Origin of the sequence: Halorarius litoreus (assembly GCF_024362405.1) — an archaeon.
Lineage (GTDB): Archaea > Halobacteriota > Halobacteria > Halobacteriales > Haloarculaceae > Halorarius > Halorarius litoreus.
In genome coordinates, this window is sequence record NZ_CP101454.1 from 604,255 (window position 1) to 627,293 (window position 23,039).

Below are 23,039 nucleotides of genomic sequence, written 5' to 3' on the forward strand. Positions count from 1 at the left end.
GTGCCCACGGTCGGAATCAGAACTTGTCGGGTGCCAGCTCTCGGACGTTGCGCATCTTCACTTCCTGTGGCCCGTAGTTGTAGATGACCGGGCAGTCGATACCCGTGTCGAGGTACTCGCGGTAGCGGTCACGGACGTGTTCGGGGGAGCCGACGGCGGCCACGGCGTCGAGGAACTCCTGGTCGACGATGTCGGCCATCGCTTCGGAGTCGTTCTCCCGCACCGCGGTCCGGAGTTCGTCGATATCGTACTCCACGCCGGCCATCTCGACGAGTGGCTGGATGTGGTCCGAGCAGCAGTGCCAGGCGGTGAACTCGAGGATGTCGCGTTTCTGCTCTTCGACGCTCATGTCGGAGTCCTCGTCGACGACGGCCGTCGGGATGTTCAGCGCGTAGGTGAACTCCTCGCGGTCGCGGCCGAACTTCTCCATGTTCTCCTCGCCCGTCTCGACGACCTGCTCGGTGAACGGTGCGGTCGCGTTGAACGGCAGCCAGAGGCCGTCGAACTTCGCCGCGGCCATCTCCTGCATGACCGGCCCGGCCCCACAGGCGTACAGCGGGATGTCGTTCGAGAACTCCGAGCGGAGCTTCCAGTTGTCGAGCGAGTAGATCTCGCCCTCGTAGGTACACTCGCCGGTCTTGATGATGGAGTTGAGGATGTCGTTGGCCTCGCTGAGGCGCTTGATCGGCCGGTCCATGTCGATGTTGAGCTTCCGAATCACTTCGGGGGCGCTCGTCCCGATGGCCAGACCCTTGACGCGGCCGTCGGAGTAATCGTCGATAGAGGACAGGACCGTCGCGATGATTGCCGGGTGTCGCGTGTAGGGACTCGGCAGGCCGACGACGATGTCGATGTCGATGTCCCACGCACCGAGTGCGGTCGCCGTGGTGAACCCGTCTTTGACGTCGATGAGTTCCTGCGTCCAGTAGGCGTCGTAGTCGAGTTCCGCCGCGAGTTCGGCCTGTTCACGAATGTCAGACCCAGGTCCGACTGTATCCGAGACTGCGATTTGCATACGAGTCACACATTCACTGGTATCCCACATACCAGTATCGGTTTCTGACGGGTCGGGCCAGCCCTGGGGCTATTCGAACGGAAATCCGTCACGATTCTCGGACCGCGATCGACTGTCTCGACCGCTGTCTCCGTCCACTGGCAGTCGGTATCGTGTACAGCGGTCCTTGGAGACGGAACATTTAGGTCGGCCTCAGCCGATTCGATTTCCATGTCAAATCCTGTGCCTGACAGCGGTGACATTCCGCAGCAGGACTACCAGTGCGTCCCCGAGACGGACCAGTCGTTCGAGAACGCGCTCTCGAAGGCGCGGGTCGGCGAGCGTCTCTCTGTCGCCGACGGAATCGAACTCATGACCACGGGGACGGACCGACCGGGCATCGACCGCCGGCGCAAGGAACTCGTCCTCGAAGCGGCCGACCGCCGGCGCGCCGAGGTGGTCGGCGAGGAGGTCACGTTCGTCGCCAACCTCAACAACAACGTCACGACTGCGTGCAACACCGGCTGTCTGTTCTGCAATTTCAAGGACCGCTCCGAGCAGTTCCGGACCTCCTATCAGGACGAGCACGACGGCTTCACGAAGACGCCCAGCGAATCTCGCGACATCGTCGCTGGCGCCGTCGAACGCGGCATCTACGAGGTCACCTCCGTCTCGGGCCTGCACCCCGCGTTCGTGTTGGACGACGAGCACCGCGAGATTCTCGACTCGAGCGACCGCGGCGACCTGAACTACCGGCCCGCGAGCGAGTACGAGAAAGACCCTGGCACCTACGTCGAGCAGATGGCTGCCATGAGCGTCGGCGGGGTTCACCTCCACTCGATGACGCCCGAGGAAGCCTACCACGCCCGACGGGGCACCGACTGGTCCTACGAGGAGGTGTACAGTCGGCTGAAAGCGGCGGGCCTGGACTCCGTTCCTGGGACTGCCGCGGAGATACTCGTCGACGAGGTGCGCGACGTCATCTGTCCGGGCAAGATAGATACGGGCGAGTGGCTGGAGGCGATGGAGGCGGCCGCGACCGTCGGCCTGGACACGACGGCCACCATCATGTACGGCCACGTGGAGAACGAAGCCCACCGGGTGATCCATCTGGAGCGGATCCGCGACCTCCAGGACCGGACGGACAACATCACCGAGTTCGTGCCCCTCTCGTTCGTCCACGAGAACACGCCGCTGGCAGAGTACGGCATGGTCGACTCCGGCCCCTCGACCGACGAGGACGAACTGATGATCGCGGTCTCGCGGCTCTTCCTCGACAACGTCGACCACGTCCAGTCCTCCTGGGTGAAGTACGGCGACGCCCAGGGCCTGAAGATGCTGAACTGCGGCGCAGACGACTTCATGGGCACCATCCTCTCCGAGGAGATCACCAAGCGCGCCGGCGGGGGCTACGGCGAGTTCCGCTCGTTCCAGGAGTACGCCGACATGATCGCGGCCATCGGCCGGGTCCCGGTCGAGCGCTCGACCGACTACGAGCAGCGTCGCCCGCTCGACCCGGACGACGACCCCCAGGGGCCGCAGCTCGGTCCGAAGGCCGACGGCACGCCGCTCGTCAATTCAGTTTGAACCGCCCGCGACGACCCGACGTCTCTCAGTTCGCGGCTGGCCTGATGCTCACTCGTTTCGTGCCGGCCGTCAATCGCGGCGGCCACAGTGAAAGCGGCGAGGGCGGCCAGCCCCCTCAGAGCGACGGCTCGTCGAGCGCCACGTGGACGGCTTTCTCCTGGGTGTAGTGGCGGATGGCATCGCGGCTGCACTCCCGCCCGATGCCGGACTGCTTGTAGCCGCCGAAGGGCCCGCCGGGGATGGGCGTCGCGTAGTTGCCGTTGATCCAGACGCTCCCGGCCTCGATGTCGGCGGCCGCTCGGTGGGCGAGTGAATTGTTCTCGGTGGCGACACCGGCGGCCAGGCCGAACTCGACGTCGTTGGCCAGGTCGATGGCCTCGTCGTAGGTCTCGAAGGTCGTGACCACCTCGACCGGACCGAAGATCTCCTCCTGAGCGACGCGCATGTCGTTGTCGACCTCGGTGAGCACCGTCGGGCGGACGTACCAGCCGTCTGCGAGGTCGTCGTCGTCGACGGCGCCGCCGGTCGCACAGGTCGCGCCCTCCTCCTTGCCAAGTTCGACGTAGTCGGTCACCTTCTCGAACTGCGCAGCGGAGATGAGCGGGCCGATGGTCGTGCCCTCGACGAGCGTGTCGCCGGGCGTGAGCCCCTCGGCCCGTGCGACCAGCCCCTCGGTGAACTCCTCGGCTATGTCCTCGTGGACGAGCACGCGCGAGCAGGCGTCGCATGACTGGCCGGCGTTGTAGAAGATGCCGTGGGCGACATCGCGAACGGCTTTCTCGATGTCGGCATCGGGGAAGATCACGTACGGCGACTTGCCGCCGAGTTCGAGCGTCACGGGCGTGACGTTCTCGGTGGCGGCCCGCATCACCGTCTTGCCGGTGACGTCCTCGCCGGTGAACGAGACTTTGCCGACGCCGGGGTGTTCGGTCAGCGGTGCGCCGGCCTCCTCGCCGAACCCGGTGACGACGTTCAACGCTCCGTCCGGGAGCACGTCCGCCGACAGTTCCGCGGCGTACAGCAGGGACAGCGGCGTCTGCTCGGCGGGCTTGATGACGGCGGCGTTGCCCGCGGCCAGCGCCGGCCCGAGTTTCCAGAACGAGATGGTCAGCGGGAAGTTCCAGGGCGTGATTAGCCCGACGACGCCGTACGGTTCGTGACGGGTGTAGACGTGCAGGTTGTCGCCGGTCGGGACCGTGATTCCCTCGTCGGCCTGGATCACCTTCGCGTAGTACTCCAGGAAGTCGAGGGCGTACTTCGTCTCGACCAGCGCGTGCTTCAGCGGCTTCCCGCCGTCGAGGCTCTCGACGAGGGCGAGGTCGTCGACGTTCGCCTGCAGCGTGTCGACCCACGCCAGCATCGCGTTCGAACGCTCCTGGGGCGTGTAGTCCCCCCACTCGCCGTCGACGGCGTCCTGCCCAGCAGCGACGGCCGCGTCGACGTCCGCCCCGGTGCAGCGCGGGACCGTACATATCTCGTCGCCGACGACCGGGTCCAGCGTCGCGAACCGCTCGCCCTCGGTGGCCGTGACGGACTCGCCGCCGATCCAGGCGTCGAACTCGCCCAGGGCGAGCACGTCCCGGCGTGCCGCCGCGTGCGTCTCTTTGACCGTCCCTTCGTAGTAGTCGACGGAATCAGATGTCATCTGGTATCTATCAGTGATTCCGAGCGTGGTCGCATAAACGTTTGCCAGCCGACGCTACCAGCTCATCTCCTCGATGTCGTGGCAGTACTCGTTGATCAGTTCTTCGCGCTTGAGAACCTCTTCGACCGGGAACGCCTGGTCCATGGCGCGCTTGTTGAGCCGGAGCGCGGTCGCCGACTTGTTCTCCACGATGTCCGTGGCGACGTCGATCACTTTGGCCTCCAGGTCGTCGGCGTCATCGAAGACGCCGGCGAGCAGCCCGTACTGCGCTGCTTCCGCGGCGGGGAGTTCGCGGCTCGTGTAGACGAGTTCGCGGGCCGTTCCGGCACCGACGTACAGCGGGAGCAGCAGCGTCGAGGCGTTCGTCACCGTCACCCCGACTTCGGACTCCGTCAGCTTGAACCTCGTATCCGCGTGGGCGTAGCGCAGGTCGAAGGAAAGCGTCCACTCGAAGCCGCCGCCGACGACCCACCCGTGGAGTTTCCCGATCACGATGCCCTCGAACTCCCGCACTGAGCGGGTTATCTCCTGGAACAGGTCGCCTGCGCTCTCCGCCTCGTTGAGGTCCGCGCCGGCCGTGAACGCATCGCCGGCCCCTTCCAGAATCAGTACGCGGTACTCGCCGTTGGCAGCGCGGACCTCCTCGGCAATCTGGGAGAGGAGTTCCCTGCTGAGCGCGTTGAGCGACTCGGGACGGTTGAGCCGCAACCGTCTGATCTCGTCGGTTACGTCTTCGGTTTCGAGTATCGACATTCGTCCGGTGGTGGCTGTGAACCTGCATAAACCCCCTGCTTGGCACCCGTTCGACGGTCGACCCGAAATAGGTTGTTCCCCAATACGGAACAGAGTTCGGCCGAGATTCGGCTACGTCGGACGTTGTCGTAGGTCATGTCGGTCGGTAGAGGGAGAGAGCGGACAAAACCCCTCTAAACAACCGAGAGAACCGTCAATTCAGCTCGATGGAGGAGATGTAGGAGGGCGGAAAACCGACCCATCGACCGACTTCCGATGGCGCGCTACTCCGAGACTGCGATGGAGATTCGGAATGCATTACAATTCTAGTTCTGTAATGGTAGTGGCGGTCGAGACTAGTCCGTAAGACGGAACCATTTCTTGTGAAGGACTCTCATGCGGACTGGTGGCGGGCTGGAACACGACGGCGTCCAGCAAGGCTCCGGGACTTCCCCGTGAATCAGTCGCCCTTGCCTTTGCTGTATCGTGGTGAATCCGGTATCATCGGACGCCTCGCCGTCCACGTAGCGTTTGTCAGCGCCGATTATATCGGCGACATTCGGTGGTAGTCCGCGTATCTCGCCCGAATGCGTCGAGGACTCGGGCCAGAACTCGTTGGAGAGTAGCTGTTCGAGCGGCAAGCAAGTGGAGTGCAATCACCGATCTCGTTGGGTCTCAACAGTGGACCCACTGCTAATCTGAAAAACGAACGCACCTGAACTGTCTCCCCTGTATCGAATACGACGGATCAAGCTGTCACTTGGAACGGCGTATGCCATGTTCCGTCGCACCAGACATAGAGACACAGTTGTTCCGCAATGAGAAACAAATAAACGAAGCACACGTTTATCATCGTTGCTTGGATTTCCGGCGAGCAGACCGAGACGCTGCGGTAGCTGTTCGGTACAGAGCGGGCCGAACATCACCGTTCGTTCAATGTATTCCATGCTACGGATTCGACGGTAGATGCCATACAGACGTGAATTACCGGCAATCTCTGAGATTGCTGCCGCCAAAAACTGCGCAATGTTCTACCGCATTTCGACACTGGCTTCGCCTGAAGCGGCCATCGACGTGGAGCAAACCACCCGAAGCTGGTCACTCCTCTAACCACCATGAATGTTCGTTGGGCACCGGATTCCGTATTACGGATTGTAAATTATTGTTGGAAACCCCAGCGTGAGTCACCGAACGGTGTGTGCCGAGCGGCGGTGCTGGGCAGTAAGTATGGCTGAAGTGCGGTCCGTGGTAACGGCGGAGAATCTTCGAGAATCGTGTGTGGGTCAGATGATGTCTGTCTCGTGGAAGCGCGCGATGGTCTCGTCGTCGAACCCGAACTCCGACAGGATCTCGTCGGTGTGCTCCCCGAGAAGCGGCGGGTGGCGGTCGATTCCCGTCGGCGTGTCGCGGAGGTTCATTGGGCTTCCGGGCATCTCGACCGCGTCGGCGGTCGGGTGGGGAACCGACTGGCGCATTCCACGGGCCTGGACCTGGGGGTGGGCGAACACCTCGGCCATGTCGTTGACCTTGCTGGCCGGAACGCCGTGGTCATCGAGGATTTCTTTCGCCTCTGCGGTCGCGTACCCCTCGAATTCAGCTTCGAGGATCGCATCTAGTTCCTCGCGGTTGGTCACGCGTTTGTCGTTGGTCTCGAATCTGGGGTCGTCTATCAGGTCCTCTCGACCGATGGCCCGGCAGAAGCGCGGCCAGAGGTTCGGCGACGGGACGGCGACGACGATGTAGCCGTCCGTCGTCGGGAAGGCCTGGTAGGGGGCGATGGTCGGGTGTTTGCTCCCCATCCGGCCCGGGGGTTCGCCTCGGGCGAAGTAGTACGAGGCCATGTAGGTCTGCCAGGCGACCATCGCCTCGAACAGGGCAACGTCGATGTACTGGCCGCCGGCGTCCTGAAACTCGCGGTGGAACAGCGCCGCGAGGATCGACTGCGCGGCGTACATCCCCGCCCCGATGTCGGCGATAGCCACGCCGACTCTGACGGGCGGACTGTCCTCCTCGCCCGTGATACTCATCATCCCGCCCTCGGCCTGCATGATGAGGTCGTAGGCCGGCCGGTCCTTGTGTGGGCCGTCCTGGCCGTACCCCGAGATGGAGCAGTAAACCAGGTCCGGGTTCGCCGCCGAGAGCGTATCGTAGTCCAGGCCCCAATCAGCCATCTTCCCGACCCGGAAGTTCTCGACGAGCACATCGGCGTCGCTCGCCAGTTTCCGGAAGACATCGCGGCCGTCGTCGCTCGCGAGGTTGAGCGTCAGTGAGCGTTTGTTCCGATTGGTGCTGACGTAGTAGGCCGATTCGCCGGAGTCTCCGTACTCGGGCGGACTCCAACCACGGGTCTGATCGCCGCCGTCGGGCCGTTCGATTTTGATGACGTCGGCCCCGAGGTCGCCGAGTTGCATCGTACAGAACGGCCCCGAGAGAACCCGCGAAGCGTCGAGGACAGTCACGCCGTCCAGCGGTCCGTCGATCGTGGAGTTGTGAGAAGACATGACAGTTCACTCGTAGGCGGCGAAGCCGGTGAGGTCCTCGCCGAGGATGAGGGTGTGGATGTCGTGGGTCCCCTCGTACGTGTAGACCGTTTCGAGGTTGGCCATGTGGCGCATCGGCGAGTAGTCCGCGGTGATGCCGTTGCCGCCCAGCATCTCCCGGGCGATGCGGGACTGGTCGCGGGCCATCCGGACGTTGTTTCGCTTAGCCATCGAGACGTGCTGGGGCCGCATGTCACCCCGCTCTTTCAACGCTGCCAGACGGTGTGCCAGCAGCTGGGCGAGCGTGATCTGCGTGGCCATCTCGGCCAGTTTGCGCTGCTGGAGTTGGAAGCGGCCGATGGGGCCGCCGAACTGGTCACGGTCCTTGGCGTATTGGCAGGCCGTCTCGAAGCAGTCACGCGCCGCGCCGATAGCCCCCCACGCGATGCCGTACCTGGCCTGGGTCAGACAGCTAAGCGGGCCCTTCATACCCGTGACGCCGGGCAGGACGTTCTCCTCGGGAACGTAGACGTCACTGAGTGCAATCTCGCCGGTGATGGACGCCCGCAGCGAGAGCTTCTCGTCGATCTTGTTCGTCGAGACGCCGTCGCGATCGGTCTCGACGAGGAAGCCACGCACTGGCGTCTCGGGGTCGCTCCGGTCCCGCGCCCAGACGATCGCCACGTCCGAAATCGGCGAGTTCGTGATCCACGTCTTCGACCCGTTGAGGACGTAGCCCCCGTCAGCCGCCTCTGCATACGTCTCCATCGCCGTCGGGTTCGAGCCGTGCTCAGGTTCCGTCAGGCCGAAGCAGCCCACGGCCTCACCGCTGCCCAGTTTCGGCAGCCACTCCGATTTCTGCGCGTCGCTGCCGAACGCGTGGATCGGATACATCACCAGCGCCCCCTGGACCGACGCCATCGAGCGGAGGCCCGAGTCACAGGCCTCCAGTTCCTGCATGAGCAGGCCGTAGGCGGTCTCCGAGACGTTCGGGGATCCGTACCCCTCCAGGTTCGGGGCGTAGAACCCCATCTCGCCCATCTCCGGGATGAGGTCCATGGGGAACGTGCCCTCGATCCAGTGCTCCCCGATGTCCGGTCTGACCTCGGACTCGACGAAGTCGCGTGCGGATTCCTGAATCATCCGCTCCTCTTCCGTGAGGTCGGCCTCCAGGTTGACGTAGTCTAACATCGTCCGTACCGTCAGGAGCGAAGTGATTAACCTTTCCGATGGTCGGTGTGTCGTCCCACCGTCGCCCGGACAGGTAGGACTAAGTACGGTCCTCAAGTATCCCAGTCCATGCAAATTAACGAGGCAGTCATCGACCGGCTGGTAGCCAACGGCATCGACACGGTGTTCGGGATTCCCGGGAAGCAGACGCTCCCGCTGAACCAGGCCATCGGCGAGAGCGACGAGATAGAGTTCGTCGTCGCCAGGCACGAGACGGCGGTCACCCACCAGGCGTGGGGCTACGCCGAGACCAGCGGGAAGATAGCCGCGACGTTCGTCGTGCCCGGGCCGGGAGACATGAACGCGATGAACGGCCTCAAGAACGCACTCAACGACTGTACTCCGCTGATCCACTTCGCCGTCGAGACCGAGCCCGAGATCCGGGGCGGCGACGGGATCCACGAGACGCCCCCGGACACCTACGACAACGTCGTCAAGGAGAACATCCTGGTCGAACGTCCCGCCGCCACCGCCGCGGAGGTGGACCGTGCGGTCGCCATCGCACAGACCCCGCCGAAGGGCCCGGTCCGAATCGGCATCCCGAAGAACTTCCTGAAGATGGACGTGCCGCTGACGCAGGCCAGAGAGTTCGAATCGGCGTTTCTGGAGTCGGTGGCCGACGAGGACATCGCTGCCGCTACGGACCTGTTGGCCGACGCCGAATCCCCGCTGATTCTCGCTGGCGGTGGCGTCAGGGCCTCCGGGGCGACCGACGAATTGGTGTCGCTGGCCGAGGCGCTCGGCGCACCGGTCGTCACGACGTACAAGGGCAAGGGCGTCATCCCGGAGACGCACCCGCTGGCGGCGGGCGTCCTCTCCGGGAGCGCGACCCAGGAACTGCTCGACACCCTCGGCGAGGCGGACGCGGCGCTCGGCGTCGGGACAGATTTCGATGCCGTCGCCACCCGCTCGTGGACTGTCGATGTCCCGGACCGACTCGTCCACGTGACGCTGCATTCCGAGGACCTGGGGACGGGGTACGACCCGACTGTGGCTGTCATCGGCGATGCCGCCGAGGCGATGCGAAAGATCGAATCGCGGCTGGGGGACCACGACCCGGCCAGCGGCGAAGAGACAGCCCAACGCCTCCGAGCCGCCCGCGACGAGCGGATCGAGTCGCTACTGGGCGAGGAGACGCCGCTGACCTCGGTTCAGGTCCTTCGGACTGCCCGAGAGACGATTCCGCAGGAGGCGACCGTGGCGGTCGACGCCGGCGGCTTCCGCGTCTGGGCGCTGAACACGTTCGAAGCCGCCGGCCCCCGCAAGTACGTCAACCCCGGGTCGTGGGCGACCATGGGGACGGGCCTCCCGTCGGGTATCGGCGCGCAACTGGCCAACCCCGAGGAGGACGTCGTCGTCCTGACCGGCGACGGTGGGCTGATGATGTGCGTTCACGAACTGCACACCGCCGTCACGGCAGATCTGCCCATCACCGTCCTCGTCCTCAACAACAACGACTACGCCATCATCACGGAGGAAGCCGAGCGGACGTACGACCTCGACGCGGGCGTCTACGGCTGGGAGTCCTCGCCCATCAGCTTCACCGCGTTGGCCGAGAGCATGGGCATGACGACCCGGCGCGCGGAGACGAACGCGGACCTGGCCGACGAACTGTCGGCGGCGATTGCCGCGGACGAACCCGTCCTGGTCGAGGTCCCGACGAATCCCCAAGAACCGCAGGCAAGCGAGTGGATGTCGGAGTAGCGAGTCACGCCGGTCGCACTTCTGTCTGATTTGAAACCAAACGCTTAATAATGGGCGATACTCGTAAACGAGTACCATGTCTGTTAGTAACAAGGATTCGAGAGTTCGAATCCACCGGCCAGAGACGGTGCCGGAGGACGCCCGCGTCGCTCACTTCGACGAACTCTCCGACCCCGCCATGGAGGGGCTCTTCGCGCTCGTCTCGGCCACGACCGACGAGGGGCGAGTTGACGTGCTGACGGCGACGGAACTCGTCCAGTACGACCTCGTGAAGTTCACCGACTACTACCGCGTCGACTTCGTTTGAGACAGCCGGAGCACGAGCCGCGACTACGCGACGTTGTGTTCGACGATGCTGTTCCCTTCCTCGAACCGAGTACTGGATAGCGACGACACGTCCACCAGCGACGGCTCCCCGTCGTGGACGAGTTCGGAGACGATCTGGCCGGTCGCCGGAGCGTGCTGGAAGCCGTGGCCGGAGAACCCGGCGGCGGTGATGAACCCGCTCGTCGTCTCCTCGATGATGGGGTGGTGGTCGGGTGTAACGGCGTAGAGGCCCGCCCAGCCCCGGCGGATCCGCGAATCGCCGCCGAAGTACGCAGTGTACTCCGCGGCACGTTCTACGGCCGTCGCGGCCCACTCGATGTCCAAGGAATCGGAGTAGTAGTCGGCGTCGACGTCGGGGTCGTCGCCGAAGTGACCGCCGACGAGCGCTGCACCGTCACGCTCGGGTCGGAAGTACGACCCCGAGTCGAGGTTGATGGTCAGGGGGACATCCTCCGAGAGGGTGCGCTGGGGGTCCACGACGGCTAGCTGGCGGCGCCGCGGATGGATCGGCAGGTCGACATCGGCCATCTCGGCGATGGTCCTCGACCACGCGCCCGCGGCGTTGACGACGAAATCCGCGTCGATGGTCTCGTCGGCGGTCTCGACGCCGGTCACCGCGTTGCCGTCCGTTCGTACGTCGGTGACGGGGGTCTTGGGCCGGATGTCGACGCCCTCCTCACGGGCCTGTTGCGCGTAGCCCTGTACGGCGAGGTTGGGGTCGGCGAACCCGTCCTGTCCGTTGTACGTCGCGTTGACCAGGTCGTCGGTTTCGAGTCCAGGACACAACTCTCTGGCTTCCGCTGGTGTGATGAACTCGCTCTCCGCGCCGAGGTCGTTTTGCATCGTTACGTCCTCGCGGAACCGCTCGGCAGTCTCCTCCTCGGCGGTGACGAAGAGATAGCCGTTCCGGTTGTGCGCGATGTCGACGCCGAACTCCTCGCGGAAGGTGTCCCAGACGTCGAGCGAGCGGAGCGACAGTTCCACGTTGACGGGGGTAGAGAACTGCGTCCGGATGCCACCGGCCGAGCGGGCGGTGCTGCCCATCCCGAGCGAATGTTTCTCCAGGAGGGTCACGTCGGCACCGTCGCGAGCGAGATAATACGCGGACGAGAGACCGACGATGCCGCCACCGACTACCGTTACCTGCATGACGTCAGTTGTTTCCAGGGAACGAAAATAAGTGTATCGCCACTCCCCGCCTGCCCCACGAGAGCAACACCTATCTGACCGGGTAGCAAACTCGGGTGCATGGTACTGCTCCTGTCCGATTCCGACGTCGAGCGGGTTGTCGACCTCGAGACCCTCGCTCCCGTTGTCGAAGACGCGTTGATCAAGCAAGCCGCGGGTGCGGTCGAGCGCCCGGACCGACCACACTATCCGATCGGTCGCGGTCTGGGGTCGTCGGACCCGCTCGGGACGGCCGTGGTCATGCCGGCCTACGTCCACGGCGATGAGTACTTCGCGACGAAACTCGTCAGCCTCCACGAGGACAACGAGGATCGTGGGCTGCCAACGCTCCATGCCCAGATCGTGCTCTCGAACGCCCGCACCGGTCTCCCGATGTCGTTCATGGACGGGACGCGCATCACCAACGCGCGAACCGGATGTCTCGGCCTGCTCGCGGCGCGTGAGCTCGCGAGCGACCCCGTGACGCTGGCGGTCATCGGGGCCGGCGCCCAGGCACGTTGGCAGACCCGGGGCATCGCTGCCGTCCGGGACATCGACGAGGTTCGCGTCTTCTCGCCGAGCGACTCCCGGTACGCGTGCGCCGACGACCTCGCCGCGGCGGGAATTCCAGCGTCGGCCGTCGACTCCGCCGCCGAAGCGGTCGAGGGTGCGAACGTCGTCGTGACGGCGACCACTTCGACCGAGCCGGTGTTCCCGGCCGACGCGCTTGCGCCGGGGGCTCTCGTTGTCGCAGTCGGTGCGTTCAACGCCGAGATGCAGGAACTGGAGGCCGGCGTCTTCGAGAAGGCCGCACGGGTGTTCGCGGACGTACCCGACGAGGTAGCGACGATCGGCGACCTCACGGCGACCGAACTGACGGCGGCCGACCTGCTCCCGATGGCGGCGTTCCTCGACGGATCGGCCGGTCGAGAGTCGGACGACGAGATACTCGTGGTCGAGAGTGTCGGGTCCGCAGTGTTCGATGCCGCTGCGAGCAGTCACGTGTACGGAGCGGCGCGCGAGGAAGAAGAAGTCGGGACGGAACTGTCGCTGTAGGGCGAGTCAGGCTTCGCTCTCGGCGCTCTCGGCGCCCTCGTCGCCCTCGTCAAGGTCCATGGCGTTACCCATGTAGACGTTGATGACCTCTTCGTCGCTGACGACGTCGCGGGGGTCACCGTCTGCTAGGACCGCGCCCTCGTGGAGCACGATGAGCCGGTCGACGAGCTGGACCAGTTCGCGCAGGCCGTGTTCGATGATGACGAACGTCATTCCCTCGTCGTTGAGGTCCTTGATGTACTTCGAGATCTCCTCGACGGTCGCCTCGTTGACGCCGGCGAACGGCTCGTCGAGCAGGAACAGCTTGGGGTCGAGCATCAGGCCCCGACAGATCTCGAGGATCCTCCGGTCACCGCCGGAGATTGTGCCTGCAGTGGTGTCTTTCAGGTGGCCGAGGCCGAAGCGGTCCAGCAGGTCCTCGGCTCGCTCCGTGATGCGCTCCTCGTTCTCGTACAGCGCGTCGGTCTGGCGGAACGCGTGTATCGCGCTCTCGCCGGGGTGGTCCATTGCTGCGATCTGTACGTTCTCGCGGACGGTCATCGACTTGAGCGTCCGCGACAGCTGGAACGTCCGGACCATGCCCGCGCGGGCTAGCTCGGCGGAGGGTTTGTCCGTCACGTCCTCGCCGTCGAACCTGATGGTCCCGCCGTCGGGTTCGAGCAGACCCGTCACGCAGTTGAAGTACGTGGTCTTGCCGGCCCCGTTCGGCCCGATGAGACCGACGAGTTCGCCTTCATCGATCGATACGTCGACGCCGTCGAGGGCCCGGAGGCCACCGAAGGACTTCTCCACGCCGCTGGTTTCGAACAAAGTCATGCTTCCACGTCCAGTTTCTTGCGGTCACCGAAGATACCCTGTGGGCGGTACACGATGATGAGGATCATCAGGAGTCCGATCGCCATCAGCCGCAGGGACGCGAACGTCTCGGAGCTGACCGGCACGGATTGGTTCGCAAAGCGGGTGAACAGCTGGAACGACGAGATCGTCAGGAGACCGACCAGCACGCCCTTGTTGTTGCCTGCACCGCCGATGAGCATGCCGACCCAGACGAGCACCGTCACGTCGATGGTGACGTACCCGGGAGAGACGCCGCCGGTGACCAGTCCGAGGATCGCGCCGGCGATACCCATCAGGACCGACCCGATGAGGAAGGTCTTCACCTTGTAGGTGAAGACGTCCTTGCCCAGGAACGTGACGGCCGTCTCGTCGTCGCGGATGCCGCGCAGCACGCGTCCGAACGGCGATTCGCCGAGCCGTTGGACGATGGCGTAGCTGATTATCAACAGTCCCGAGAGCGCGCAGAATGCCACGAGGCCGGCCGAGAACGCGTCGGGAGCGACGTCGTGGAAGATCCGGGGAATACCCGGAATCCCGATATTGCCGCCTAGCGTGCTCGTCAGGCCGATCGACATCTCGTGGAAGATCTGTGCCGCCGCGAGCGTGACGACCGCGAGGTAGTCACCGCGGAGCTGGATGGTGCTCAGACTGATGATGAACGCCACGACGAGCACCACGGCGATAGCCGCGGCCACGCCGAGGTACCACGGCAGTCCCATGCCGATGTCGGTGAACGTGCTCTCGGCGCTGACGATCGCGACGGTGTACGCCCCGAGTGCGAAGAACAGCACCGGGCCGAAATTCACGATGCCGGCGTAGCCGTACTGCAGGTTCAGGCCCAACAGCAGGATACCGTAGAGCACGAAGTTCACGATGAGGACGTTGAACACCAGGAGTATCCAGCCGGGGTACTGTACCGGGACGCCCGTGAACAGGAAGGACAACACCGTGACGAGGATACCGACGCGCAGGTAGTTGAGCGGCGATGCGTCCCACGCTTCCGCAATCTTTGATACGTAATCGTTCATTGTTAGGCCTCCTCCACGTCCGCGATGCCAGTCGGACGGACCAGGAGCACGACGATGAGGATGACGAACGCGAACATCGTCCCGAGGTTCGACAGCTCACCGGGCAGGTACGCGGTCGACAGCGTGACGGTCAGGCCGATGATGTACGCGCCGATGATTGCCCCGTAGGCGCTGCCCGCACCGCCGAGGATGGCGGCCGACAGGACCAGCAGAATCTGGTGGAAGCCGGTCAGCGGCGTCGCCGAGGTTCCCATGGCGATCATGAAGCCCGACAGGCCGGCCAGCGCCGAGGAGAGCAGCCAGACGTTCCGGCGGATCTTCCCGGTGTAGATGCCCGAAATCGTCGAGAGCTTCTCGTTGTCGCTGGTCGCCCGCATCGCGATGCCGACGTTCGTCCGGGTGAGCAGCAGGTGGATCCCGATGAACGCGACGCCGGCGACGGCGACGCTCAACAGATGTTGGCTCGTCACGAAGAGGTCCAGTGATTCGAATCGGTAGGTCGACGTCGACATCCGGATGTACCGCGGATCCCCCCCGAGGAGGATCCGGTAGCCGTTCCTGAGGACGAATCCGAGCCCGATAGAGATGAGCAACAGGGGAATCGGTCCGGCGTCGTGGTTGGGAACGAAGACGATTCGAGAGATGATCCAGCCGAGGATAGCTGAGAGTAAGACGACGACAATGAGCGCTGCGGGGAGGGGGAGGTTTAAGTCGGACATCGCGAAGAACCCGACGTACGCCCCGATAGTCATGTACTCCCCGTAGGCGAAGTTGATCATGTTGACGATACCGTAGACGATAGTAAACCCGATCGCTGCGATAGCGATATACGAGCCCATCTCAAGCCCGAAGATCAGGTTTTGTATTAACGACATTGTGTCACGTGTTGTCCTCTGCAGGGGAATTAAAAACGTTTGCGCTCAAGCGGTAGTTACGAGCTGACTTCGTAATCGTCACTCTCCAGGACTTCCTGGATGTCGGACGCTGCGATGGGGTCGAGCTGCTCCCAACCGTCGGAGCTGCCCCGGAAGACGGCGGTGTCGGCGGCGACGTCGCCCTTCGCGCTGAAGTTGACGTTCGACATCGCACCGGCGAAGTTGATCTCCTCGTCGTTGTCGAGGGCCTCCTTGCCATCGGCGAAGGTGGTGACCTGGGTCCCATTGGTGCTGGTGACCGCACGAATGTTCTGCTCCAGGGGCGTCGCGCTGTACTCGCCGGCGCGGTGAATCGCCAGCGCGAGGACGTTCAGGGCGTCGTAGGCTGCGATGGCCCACGGGTGGTTGTCGTCGCCCATCTCCGTCGTGTCGTACTTCTCGTCGAACGCACTCACCAGGCTGTCGAGGTACGGCCCGGACGCGCCGCCCAGCGCGGCGTAGTTCTCCTCGGGCAGGGCGCCGCCGACCTCACTGGTCAGGTCGTTGTGCTTCAGGCCGTCGGACATGAGCAGGGCGGTGTCGTACCCGCCGCTGTCGTAGTTCCGGATGGCCGTGATGGCGTCCTCGAGGGCGAACGACATCACCATCGCGTCGAAGTCCTCGTTGTGCAGCCGCGAGAGCGCGGCCTGGTAACTAGACGCGCCGGACTCAACCTCGACCTCGTTGGCGACCTCGACGCCGTCGATGGCGTTGACCGCGTCCTTGAAGCCGGTCATCCAGGAGCGCTCACCCTCCGTGGCGGTGTTGATGAGACCGACGGTCTCGTAGCCGCGCTCCTTGGCGTTCAGTGCCTGGCCGGCCGTGTGGACGGAGTCGCTGATGATGGTCCGCCAGACCCACTCGTCGTCGCTGACGTCCTGGGGCGTGTCGTTGTCGCCGCCGCGGGTGTCGAGGAACCGCGAGCCCGGCCAGTAGGAGACGATCGGGACTTCCTTGGACTGCAGGAAGTCCCAGTTGGGCGGGATCTCGTTCGAGAACATGCCACAGATCGCCTCACAGCCGTCGACCGTGGTCATCTGGTCGACGACGTTGCGCGCTTCCTGGGGATTGACCGCGGTGTCACGGAACAGCAGTTCGAGCTCCTGGCCGTTGGGCCCACCAGCCTCGTTGATCTGCTCGGCCGCCAGTTCCAGGACCTTCGAACACCCTGCCTGGAGGTAATCGTAGGCCCCTGTCTGTGCAGCCGGCGCCCCGATCGAAATGGTTCCGCCTCCACCGCTGCCGCCGTCACCGCCGTCACCGCCGTCACCGCCGTCACCGCCGTCGCCGCCGTCACCGCCGTCGCCGCCGCCGATACAGCCAGCGAGTGTGGTGGCACCGATCGCCCCGGTGATTTTCAGATAGTTACGCCGACTTGGTCCCGACTTTGACTGGTCGTGTCGTGTCATATGCCTCATCTGTCCCTCGGAGAACAGCCATATTAATATTTTGTCAACATTCGTTAGTCTCGAGGGTTAAAATTCATCGGAGCCAGGAGTTAAAAATAGTTCTATGTGTGCGAACGCCACCTGAGGCATGACAGAGCCCACACATTTTTACACCTAAAACCGGCAGACTTCGACGGGGTGGTCCGACGACGAGTCGGTATTTGGCCGGTACTGCCCCCGCGCTGCTCACGAAATCATCGAATTTCGGTGCTCCCCGGGACGACCCCGGAGGCGTTCGAGCGGACGAATTGGTGAGTCAGTCCAATTCGAGGCCGCCAACCGGGGGAGGTCACGACCGCAATCGTCCTCTTCTCGGTGGCTGGGCGGGGTCGCAGGGCCAACACGGGCCGTTCGGGTGGCCGACCGCAAGGATTTTCATTCCCCCTGCGAAGTGTTGCCATGTATGCCTAACGACGCCCGCGTACCTAGCCACGAGGCCAACTACATCGACGGTGAGTGGACGACACCCGACGGCGGCGAAACGATCCAGAGCCGCAGCCCGTCCAACCCGGACGAGGTCGTCTCGGAGTTCCCGAGTTCCAGCCGCGAGGTCGCACAGGAGGCCATCGCCAGCGCGGTGGCGGCCCAGGAAGGATGGGCGACAACCTCACCGCACGCACGCGGCGGCTACCTGCGCGACGCGGCCGACTTCATCGAATCCGAGCGCGACGACATCGCCGAACTCATCGCTCGAGAGATGGGCAAGCCGGTCTCGATTGCGGACGGCGAGGTCCAGCGCGCCGTCGACCTGCTGAACTACTACGCCGAGGTAGGCCGCGACTACGGCGGCGATGCGCCGCCCAGTAGTGCCAAGAACACCCACGCCTACACCGAGCGCGAGCCGCTGGGGACGGTCGGACTCATCACGCCCTGGAACTACCCCATCGCCATCCCCATCTGGAAGCTGGCCCCCGCGCTCGTGGCCGGCAACACCATCGTCCTCAAGCCCGCGTCCTCGTCGCCGGCGATCGCGGCGGTCGTCGCGCAGGCGTTTGACCACGCTGGCTTACCCGATAGCGTCCTCAACTTCGTCACGGGACCCGGGAGCGAAATCGGCGACGAGATCACCAAGAGCGACGACGTCGACATCGTCTCCTTCACCGGCAGCACCCAGGCCGGTATGTACGTCTACGAGGACGCAGCCACCGAAGGAAAACGCGTCCAGTGCGAGATGGGTGGCAAGAATCCACTCATCGTGGACGATACCGCAGACATCGAGACAGCCGTCGAGGTCACGACCGGCGGCGCGTTCGCGGCGACCGGCCAGTCCTGTACAGCCACCAGCCGCGTCTACGTCTTCGAGGACATCTACGACGAGTACCTGTCTGCGCTGACCGACGCGACCGCGGAGATGGTCGTCGGTGACCCCCTCGACCCCGAGACAGAGGTCGGCCCGAAGGTCGACGAGGCCAGCTTCGAGGAGGTTCGCGGCTACATCGAGGGAGGGAAGCGCGATGGGGCGACCCTCCATCACGGCGGGCGGGCCCTCGAGCCCGACGGCGTGGAGGACGGCTACTTCGTCGAGCCGACCATCTTCACGGACGTCGACCACGACATGCAGCTGATGCGCGAGGAGATATTCGGCCCCGTCGTCGGCGTCATGAAGGTCAGCGGCTACGAGGAGGCCGTCGAACTGGCCAACGACACGAAGTACGGACTCTCGGCGAGCATCTGCACCAACCGCCTCGACCACGCTAAGGAGTTCGTCGGCGACATCGAGGCCGGCGTCGTGAAGGTCAATCAGGCGACGACCGGCATCGAGTTCCAGTTGCCCTTCGGCGGCATGAAGATGTCCAGTTCCGAGACCACCAAGGAACAGGGCCGCCAAGCCATCGACTTCTTCACTCACGAGAAGGCCGTCTACATCACCCACGTCGGCGGCGATTGAGACGCCTGCCGGCCGCGGTTCAGTGCCGTCCGGCGGCGGTATCGAGTGGTGTGAACGATAAACCCTTATGTGAGACCGACTCACACAATACGGTGAACGGGATATGTTACGAAATGTCAAATATTCAAATCCGGAGACTATCGCCGACGCTGTAGCATTGCTCGGCGAGTACGGCGAGGACGCGGTCGTCATCTCCGGTGGACAGAGTCTCATGCCGATGCTCAGGCAGCGCTTGGCCGACTACGAACTCATCGTCGATATCAACGAAATCGAGGACCAAGACTTCGTCACCGTCGACGGTGACGATCTCCGGATCGGCTGCCTGGTTCGACACGCTGACGTCGCCAACTCCGACACGGTGGCGGAGCACTGCGAAATGCTCGCCGAGATGGCGGCGGAGATCGGCGACACGCAGGTTCGCAACCGGGGCACGCTCTGTGGTGCGATTGCCCACGCAGACCCCGCGGGCGACCCGCCGGTCGTGGCCGCGGCGCTCGACGCGGAGATAACGAGCCAGGGGCCAGACGGTGAGCAGACGTACGACGGCTCCACGTTCTTTCACGGCTTCTACGAGACGGCGCTGGGCAAGAACGAGATCATCACGGAGGTGTCGATCCCTGTCGTCGAGTCGCCGCGGGGAGCCGCCTACCAGAAGTACGAGCCCAGCGCCGGCGCGTACCCGACGGCGACGGTGGCGGCCGTCGTCGAACTCGACGGCGACGTCGTGACCGACGCGACACTGGTCACTGGCGCCATCGAGCCAGGCCCGACACCGATGCCCGACGCCGAGTCCCATCTGGAGGGCGAGACGCTGACCGAAGCACTCGTCACGGAGACAGCCGAGCAGGTCGGCGACGGGTCCGATCCGATGGAGGACTCCGACGGCTCCGTCGAGTTCAAACGTGAGATAACGAAGACGCTTGCCAAGCGGGCGCTCGTCACTGCGATCGACCGCGCTGGAGGTAACATCGAATGAGTGCAACTGACACGGTCACGATAGAGGTAACGCTCAACGGACGCTCGGTCGAGGAGACGCTGGCGGCCCGAACGCTCCTCTCGGAGTTTCTTCGGGACCACGAACACCTGACTGGAACCCACCGCGGGTGCGAGACCGCCAAGTGCGGGGCGTGTACGGTCCTGCTCGACGGTGACCCGGTGAAGTCCTGTAACATGCTCGCCGCCCAGGTCGACGGGAAGGAACTCACGACGGTCGAGGGGCTGATGGACGGGAGCGAACTCCACCCGGTCCAGGAGGCCTTCTGGGAGAAACACGGGATGCAGTGTGGCTTCTGTACGCCCGGTTTCGTCGTCTCCTCGGTGGCACTGCTCGAGGAGAACGAGGACCCGTCCATCCCAGAGATTCGGGACCATTTGGCGGGGAACATCTGTCGGTGCACGGGGTACACGAAGATCATCGACAGCGTCCAGGAAGCTGCCAAGAACCAACAGGAGGAACGATGAGCAAACTCGACCCGACCCAGAAGCACGAGCAGGAACCACGGAGTGAGGAGTCGACCGAACCAACAGGCGAGGTCGGCAAGTCCGTCAACAGCAAGTTCGGTCGCCGCCTCGTCACCGGCACCGGCCAGTTCGTCGACGACATCAACATCCCCGGGCAGCGCCACGCCCGGTTCGTCCGCAGCCAATTTGCACACGCCGCCATCGTCGACATCGATACGAGCGAGGCCGAGGCCATGGAAGGCGTCGAACTCGTCTGGACCGGTTCGGACCTGGAGCCCTACGTCGAGCCGTACGGCCTCATCCTCCCCGACGAGGAGCCGCTGTGCACCGAGCGCGCTCGGTTCGTGGGTGACGAGATCGCGGTCGTCGTTGCCAAGGACCGACAGACCGCCACGCTGGCCGCCGAGAAGGTCGACGTAGAGTACGAGCGCCTCGAGACGGTCACCGACGTCGACGACGCGCTCGACGACGATGCTCCCCTTCTGCATCCCGACCTCGCCGCCGACCCTGACAACGACGTCAAGGGGAACATTGCCGCGGAGTACGACCTCGAAGTCGGCGACGTCGACGGAGCCTTCGAGGACGCCGCGGTCGTCGTCGAGGACACCTTCCAGACAAACAAGACGAACCCGACGCCCCTGGAGCCGAAAGGCTGCGTCGCGGACTACAACCCCGGCGAGCAGGAGTTGACGCTTCACACGTCGAATCAGGCGCCGCACCTGATGAAGGAGTACCTCTCCGACGCGCTCACCGACCTCGACCCGTCCGACATCGTCGTCAAGATTCCGGACATCGGGGGCGGGTTCGGCGTGAAGATCGAGGCGTTCCCCCACGAGGTCTGTGCGTCGGCGCTCTCGATGGCGCTCGGTCGACCGATCAAGCTGGTGCTGGACCGTCTCGAGGAGATGCAGGCTGGCCGAGGACGCCACGACGAGCGCCTGCACGCCCGCCTGGCTCTCTCAGAGGACGGCGACATCGTCGCGTGGGACGTCGAAGTCCTCCAGAGTACCGGCGCCCACGCCAGTTTCGGGCCGGCGGTCATCTCGTCGGCGGGGATCACCTCCGCCGGACCGTACTACATCCCGAACCAGCACATCCGCGGCAAGACGCTCTACACGAACGTGATGCCCGGGTCGGCCGTTCGGGGCTTCGGTGACCCACAGTACACGTTCGCCCGGGAGCAACTGCTCGAGGTGGCTTGCGATGAACTCGGCATCGACTCCCTCGAAGTCAGGCGCCAGAACGCACCGAAACTCGAAGAGATGCCCATGCGCTCGCCGACCGGCATCAACTGGCGCGGCGCCGACATCCACGAGTGCTTCGACCGCGTCGAAGACATGATCAACTGGGACGACCACCGCGGTGTCGGTCGGACCAAAGACGGCAAACTCCGGGGCGTCGGCATGGGGACACTCATGAAGCGCGGCGGGAACAAGAAGGTCGCCGGGACCGAGTCCGACGCCGCCGTCGTCCAGATGAACAAGTTCGGCGATATCACGGTCCTCATCGGCACCGCGAGCATCGGCCAGGGGACCGAGACGGGCATCGTCCAGATCGTCGCCGACACGCTCGGCGTCACCTCGGACCGCGTCAAACCCATCATCGGCGATTCCGACGTGACGCCGGAGGGCTTCGGCGTGTGGGCCGACCGCGGAACGATAATCGGCGGGACTGCCGCCGGGAAAGCAGCTGAGGACCTCAAGGCGAGCCTCACGCCGCTGGCCGCACAGATGCTCGGCGTCAGCGAAGACGACGTGGAGTTCGCCGACGGTGGCGTTCGCGCGGCGGGCGACCCCGACAACAGCGTCGCGATGAAGGACCTCGCCCACGAGGCCACCTTTGCGAACCCCGAGGATCGGCCCGACGGGATGAAAGACGGTATCTCGCTGGTCGGGCGCGCTCGCTTCGATAGTCAGGAAGCCGAAGTCCCCGACCCGAAGGGCAGCCTCTCACACGGCTACACCTGGGGCTGTCTCGCAGTCGTCGTCGACGTCGACCCGACCACCGGCGAGATCGACGTCGTCGACGTGGCCATCAGCGAGGACGTCGGCAAGGCCATCAACCCGAAGATGATCGAGGGCCAGACCCAGGGCGCCATCGCCCAGGCCCTGGGCGAGGTGCTCCTGGAGAACTACGACTACGACGGGAGCGGGAACCTCACCAACGGGTCGCTCGTGGACTACCACCTCCCGACCGCGAAGGACGTCCCGCACATCACCAAGATAGACGAGGTGGAGACGCCCGACCCAACCACCTCACACGGACAGAAGGGCGTCGGCGAGTGCCCCCTCGTCCCCGTCCCGGCCGCCGTGGCCAACGCCGTCGCCGACGCGACCGGCATTCGCTTCACTGAACTCCCCCTGACGCCGGACCGGGTCCTGCCCCGCCTCGTCGAGGAGGGACTGCGCGAGCTGTAGGGACGCCACTCAATTTTTGCCGACGGGAACGCCCGCGCGGTTCGAACGCTTTCCGCCCGCCTCGGAACCCCGTGGCGCCGTCTCATGCAGCATCAGAACATATATACCAAGTCTGATGCAACTG

18 protein-coding genes are annotated in these 23,039 nt (G+C 64.5%); 8 read left to right on the forward strand and 10 right to left on the reverse strand.

Annotated features, from left to right (window positions below; all coding sequences use genetic code 11):
- Positions 1–16 precede the first annotated feature (16 nt).
- Complete coding sequence (locus NL126_RS03200; protein WP_255197470.1) at positions 17–1,015, reverse strand: LLM class flavin-dependent oxidoreductase; 999 nt, start codon at positions 1,013–1,015, stop codon at positions 17–19.
- A 210-nt stretch (positions 1,016–1,225) separates the two neighbouring features.
- Between NL126_RS03200 and cofH the strand changes: the two genes are divergently transcribed.
- A complete protein-coding gene (gene cofH / locus NL126_RS03205; protein WP_255197471.1) occupies positions 1,226–2,581 on the forward strand; it encodes a 7,8-didemethyl-8-hydroxy-5-deazariboflavin synthase subunit CofH in 1,356 nt (451 codons plus the stop codon).
- A 115-nt stretch (positions 2,582–2,696) separates the two neighbouring features.
- On the opposite strand, the gene NL126_RS03210 is transcribed toward cofH, so the two are convergent.
- From NL126_RS03210 to NL126_RS03225, 4 genes are all read right to left on the reverse strand, one after another.
- Positions 2,697–4,226: an aldehyde dehydrogenase family protein gene (locus NL126_RS03210; protein ID WP_255197472.1), complete on the reverse strand. Its 1,530-nt coding sequence runs from the start codon at positions 4,224–4,226 to the stop codon at positions 2,697–2,699.
- A 54-nt stretch (positions 4,227–4,280) separates the two neighbouring features.
- On the reverse strand, positions 4,281–4,979 hold the full coding sequence (locus NL126_RS03215; protein ID WP_255197473.1) for an enoyl-CoA hydratase/isomerase family protein: 699 nt from the start codon (positions 4,977–4,979) through the stop codon (positions 4,281–4,283).
- A 1,262-nt stretch (positions 4,980–6,241) separates the two neighbouring features.
- The gene (locus NL126_RS03220; RefSeq protein WP_255197474.1) at positions 6,242–7,459 is read right to left on the reverse strand and encodes a CaiB/BaiF CoA transferase family protein; all 1,218 of its coding nucleotides are present in this window, start codon (positions 7,457–7,459) and stop codon (positions 6,242–6,244) included.
- A gap of 6 nt (positions 7,460–7,465) precedes the next feature.
- On the reverse strand, positions 7,466–8,629 hold the full coding sequence (locus NL126_RS03225) for an acyl-CoA dehydrogenase family protein (RefSeq protein WP_255197475.1): 1,164 nt from the start codon (positions 8,627–8,629) through the stop codon (positions 7,466–7,468).
- 108 nt (positions 8,630–8,737) lie between these two features.
- On the opposite strand from NL126_RS03225, the gene NL126_RS03230 reads away from it, so the two are divergent.
- Together NL126_RS03230 and NL126_RS03235 are read left to right on the forward strand one after the other, a co-directional pair.
- Positions 8,738–10,372: a thiamine pyrophosphate-binding protein gene (locus NL126_RS03230; RefSeq protein WP_255197476.1), complete on the forward strand. Its 1,635-nt coding sequence runs from the start codon at positions 8,738–8,740 to the stop codon at positions 10,370–10,372.
- Positions 10,373–10,448: 76 nt separating this feature from the next.
- Positions 10,449–10,679 carry a hypothetical protein gene (locus NL126_RS03235; RefSeq protein WP_255197477.1) on the forward strand — a complete coding sequence of 77 codons (231 nt, stop codon included), beginning with the start codon at positions 10,449–10,451 and terminating at the stop codon, positions 10,677–10,679.
- Between the two features lie 23 nt (positions 10,680–10,702).
- On the opposite strand, the gene NL126_RS03240 is transcribed toward NL126_RS03235, so the two are convergent.
- Positions 10,703–11,848: an NAD(P)/FAD-dependent oxidoreductase gene (locus NL126_RS03240; RefSeq protein ID WP_255197478.1), complete on the reverse strand. Its 1,146-nt coding sequence runs from the start codon at positions 11,846–11,848 to the stop codon at positions 10,703–10,705.
- A 99-nt stretch (positions 11,849–11,947) separates the two neighbouring features.
- Between NL126_RS03240 and NL126_RS03245 the strand changes: the two genes are divergently transcribed.
- Positions 11,948–12,922 (forward strand): ornithine cyclodeaminase family protein, encoded by a 975-nt coding sequence (locus NL126_RS03245; protein WP_255197479.1) that lies wholly within the window; start codon positions 11,948–11,950, stop codon positions 12,920–12,922.
- A 6-nt stretch (positions 12,923–12,928) separates the two neighbouring features.
- Here the strand turns inward: NL126_RS03245 and NL126_RS03250 are convergent, their stop codons facing one another.
- The 4 genes from NL126_RS03250 to NL126_RS03265 are packed head-to-tail and all read right to left on the reverse strand — an operon-like array spanning position 12,929 to position 17,110.
- A complete protein-coding gene (locus NL126_RS03250) occupies positions 12,929–13,738 on the reverse strand; it encodes an ABC transporter ATP-binding protein (RefSeq protein ID WP_255197480.1) in 810 nt (269 codons plus the stop codon).
- A complete protein-coding gene (locus tag NL126_RS03255) occupies positions 13,735–14,787 on the reverse strand; it encodes a branched-chain amino acid ABC transporter permease (RefSeq protein WP_255197481.1) in 1,053 nt (350 codons plus the stop codon). The genes NL126_RS03250 and NL126_RS03255 overlap by 4 nt, the downstream gene beginning before the upstream one ends.
- Positions 14,788–14,789: 2 nt before the next feature.
- Positions 14,790–15,662 carry a branched-chain amino acid ABC transporter permease gene (locus NL126_RS03260; RefSeq protein ID WP_255197482.1) on the reverse strand — a complete coding sequence of 291 codons (873 nt, stop codon included), beginning with the start codon at positions 15,660–15,662 and terminating at the stop codon, positions 14,790–14,792.
- 56 nt (positions 15,663–15,718) lie between these two features.
- Positions 15,719–17,110 (reverse strand): ABC transporter substrate-binding protein, encoded by a 1,392-nt coding sequence (locus NL126_RS03265; RefSeq protein WP_255197483.1) that lies wholly within the window; start codon positions 17,108–17,110, stop codon positions 15,719–15,721.
- Positions 17,111–17,552: 442 nt separating this feature from the next.
- Here NL126_RS03265 and NL126_RS03270 point away from each other — a divergent pair, with 442 nt between their 5' ends.
- The 4 genes from NL126_RS03270 (at position 17,553) to NL126_RS03285 (ending at position 22,915) form a co-directional block, all read left to right on the forward strand.
- Positions 17,553–19,037 carry an aldehyde dehydrogenase family protein gene (locus NL126_RS03270; RefSeq protein ID WP_255197484.1) on the forward strand — a complete coding sequence of 495 codons (1,485 nt, stop codon included), beginning with the start codon at positions 17,553–17,555 and terminating at the stop codon, positions 19,035–19,037.
- 103 nt (positions 19,038–19,140) lie between these two features.
- The gene (locus tag NL126_RS03275) at positions 19,141–20,013 is read left to right on the forward strand and encodes an FAD binding domain-containing protein (protein ID WP_255197485.1); all 873 of its coding nucleotides are present in this window, start codon (positions 19,141–19,143) and stop codon (positions 20,011–20,013) included.
- Positions 20,010–20,498 carry a (2Fe-2S)-binding protein gene (locus NL126_RS03280; protein WP_255197486.1) on the forward strand — a complete coding sequence of 163 codons (489 nt, stop codon included), beginning with the start codon at positions 20,010–20,012 and terminating at the stop codon, positions 20,496–20,498. Before NL126_RS03275 ends, NL126_RS03280 begins: the two co-directional genes overlap by 4 nt.
- Positions 20,495–22,915 carry a xanthine dehydrogenase family protein molybdopterin-binding subunit gene (locus NL126_RS03285; RefSeq protein ID WP_255197487.1) on the forward strand — a complete coding sequence of 807 codons (2,421 nt, stop codon included), beginning with the start codon at positions 20,495–20,497 and terminating at the stop codon, positions 22,913–22,915. Before NL126_RS03280 ends, NL126_RS03285 begins: the two co-directional genes overlap by 4 nt.
- The last annotated feature ends 124 nt before the right edge of the window (positions 22,916–23,039 follow it).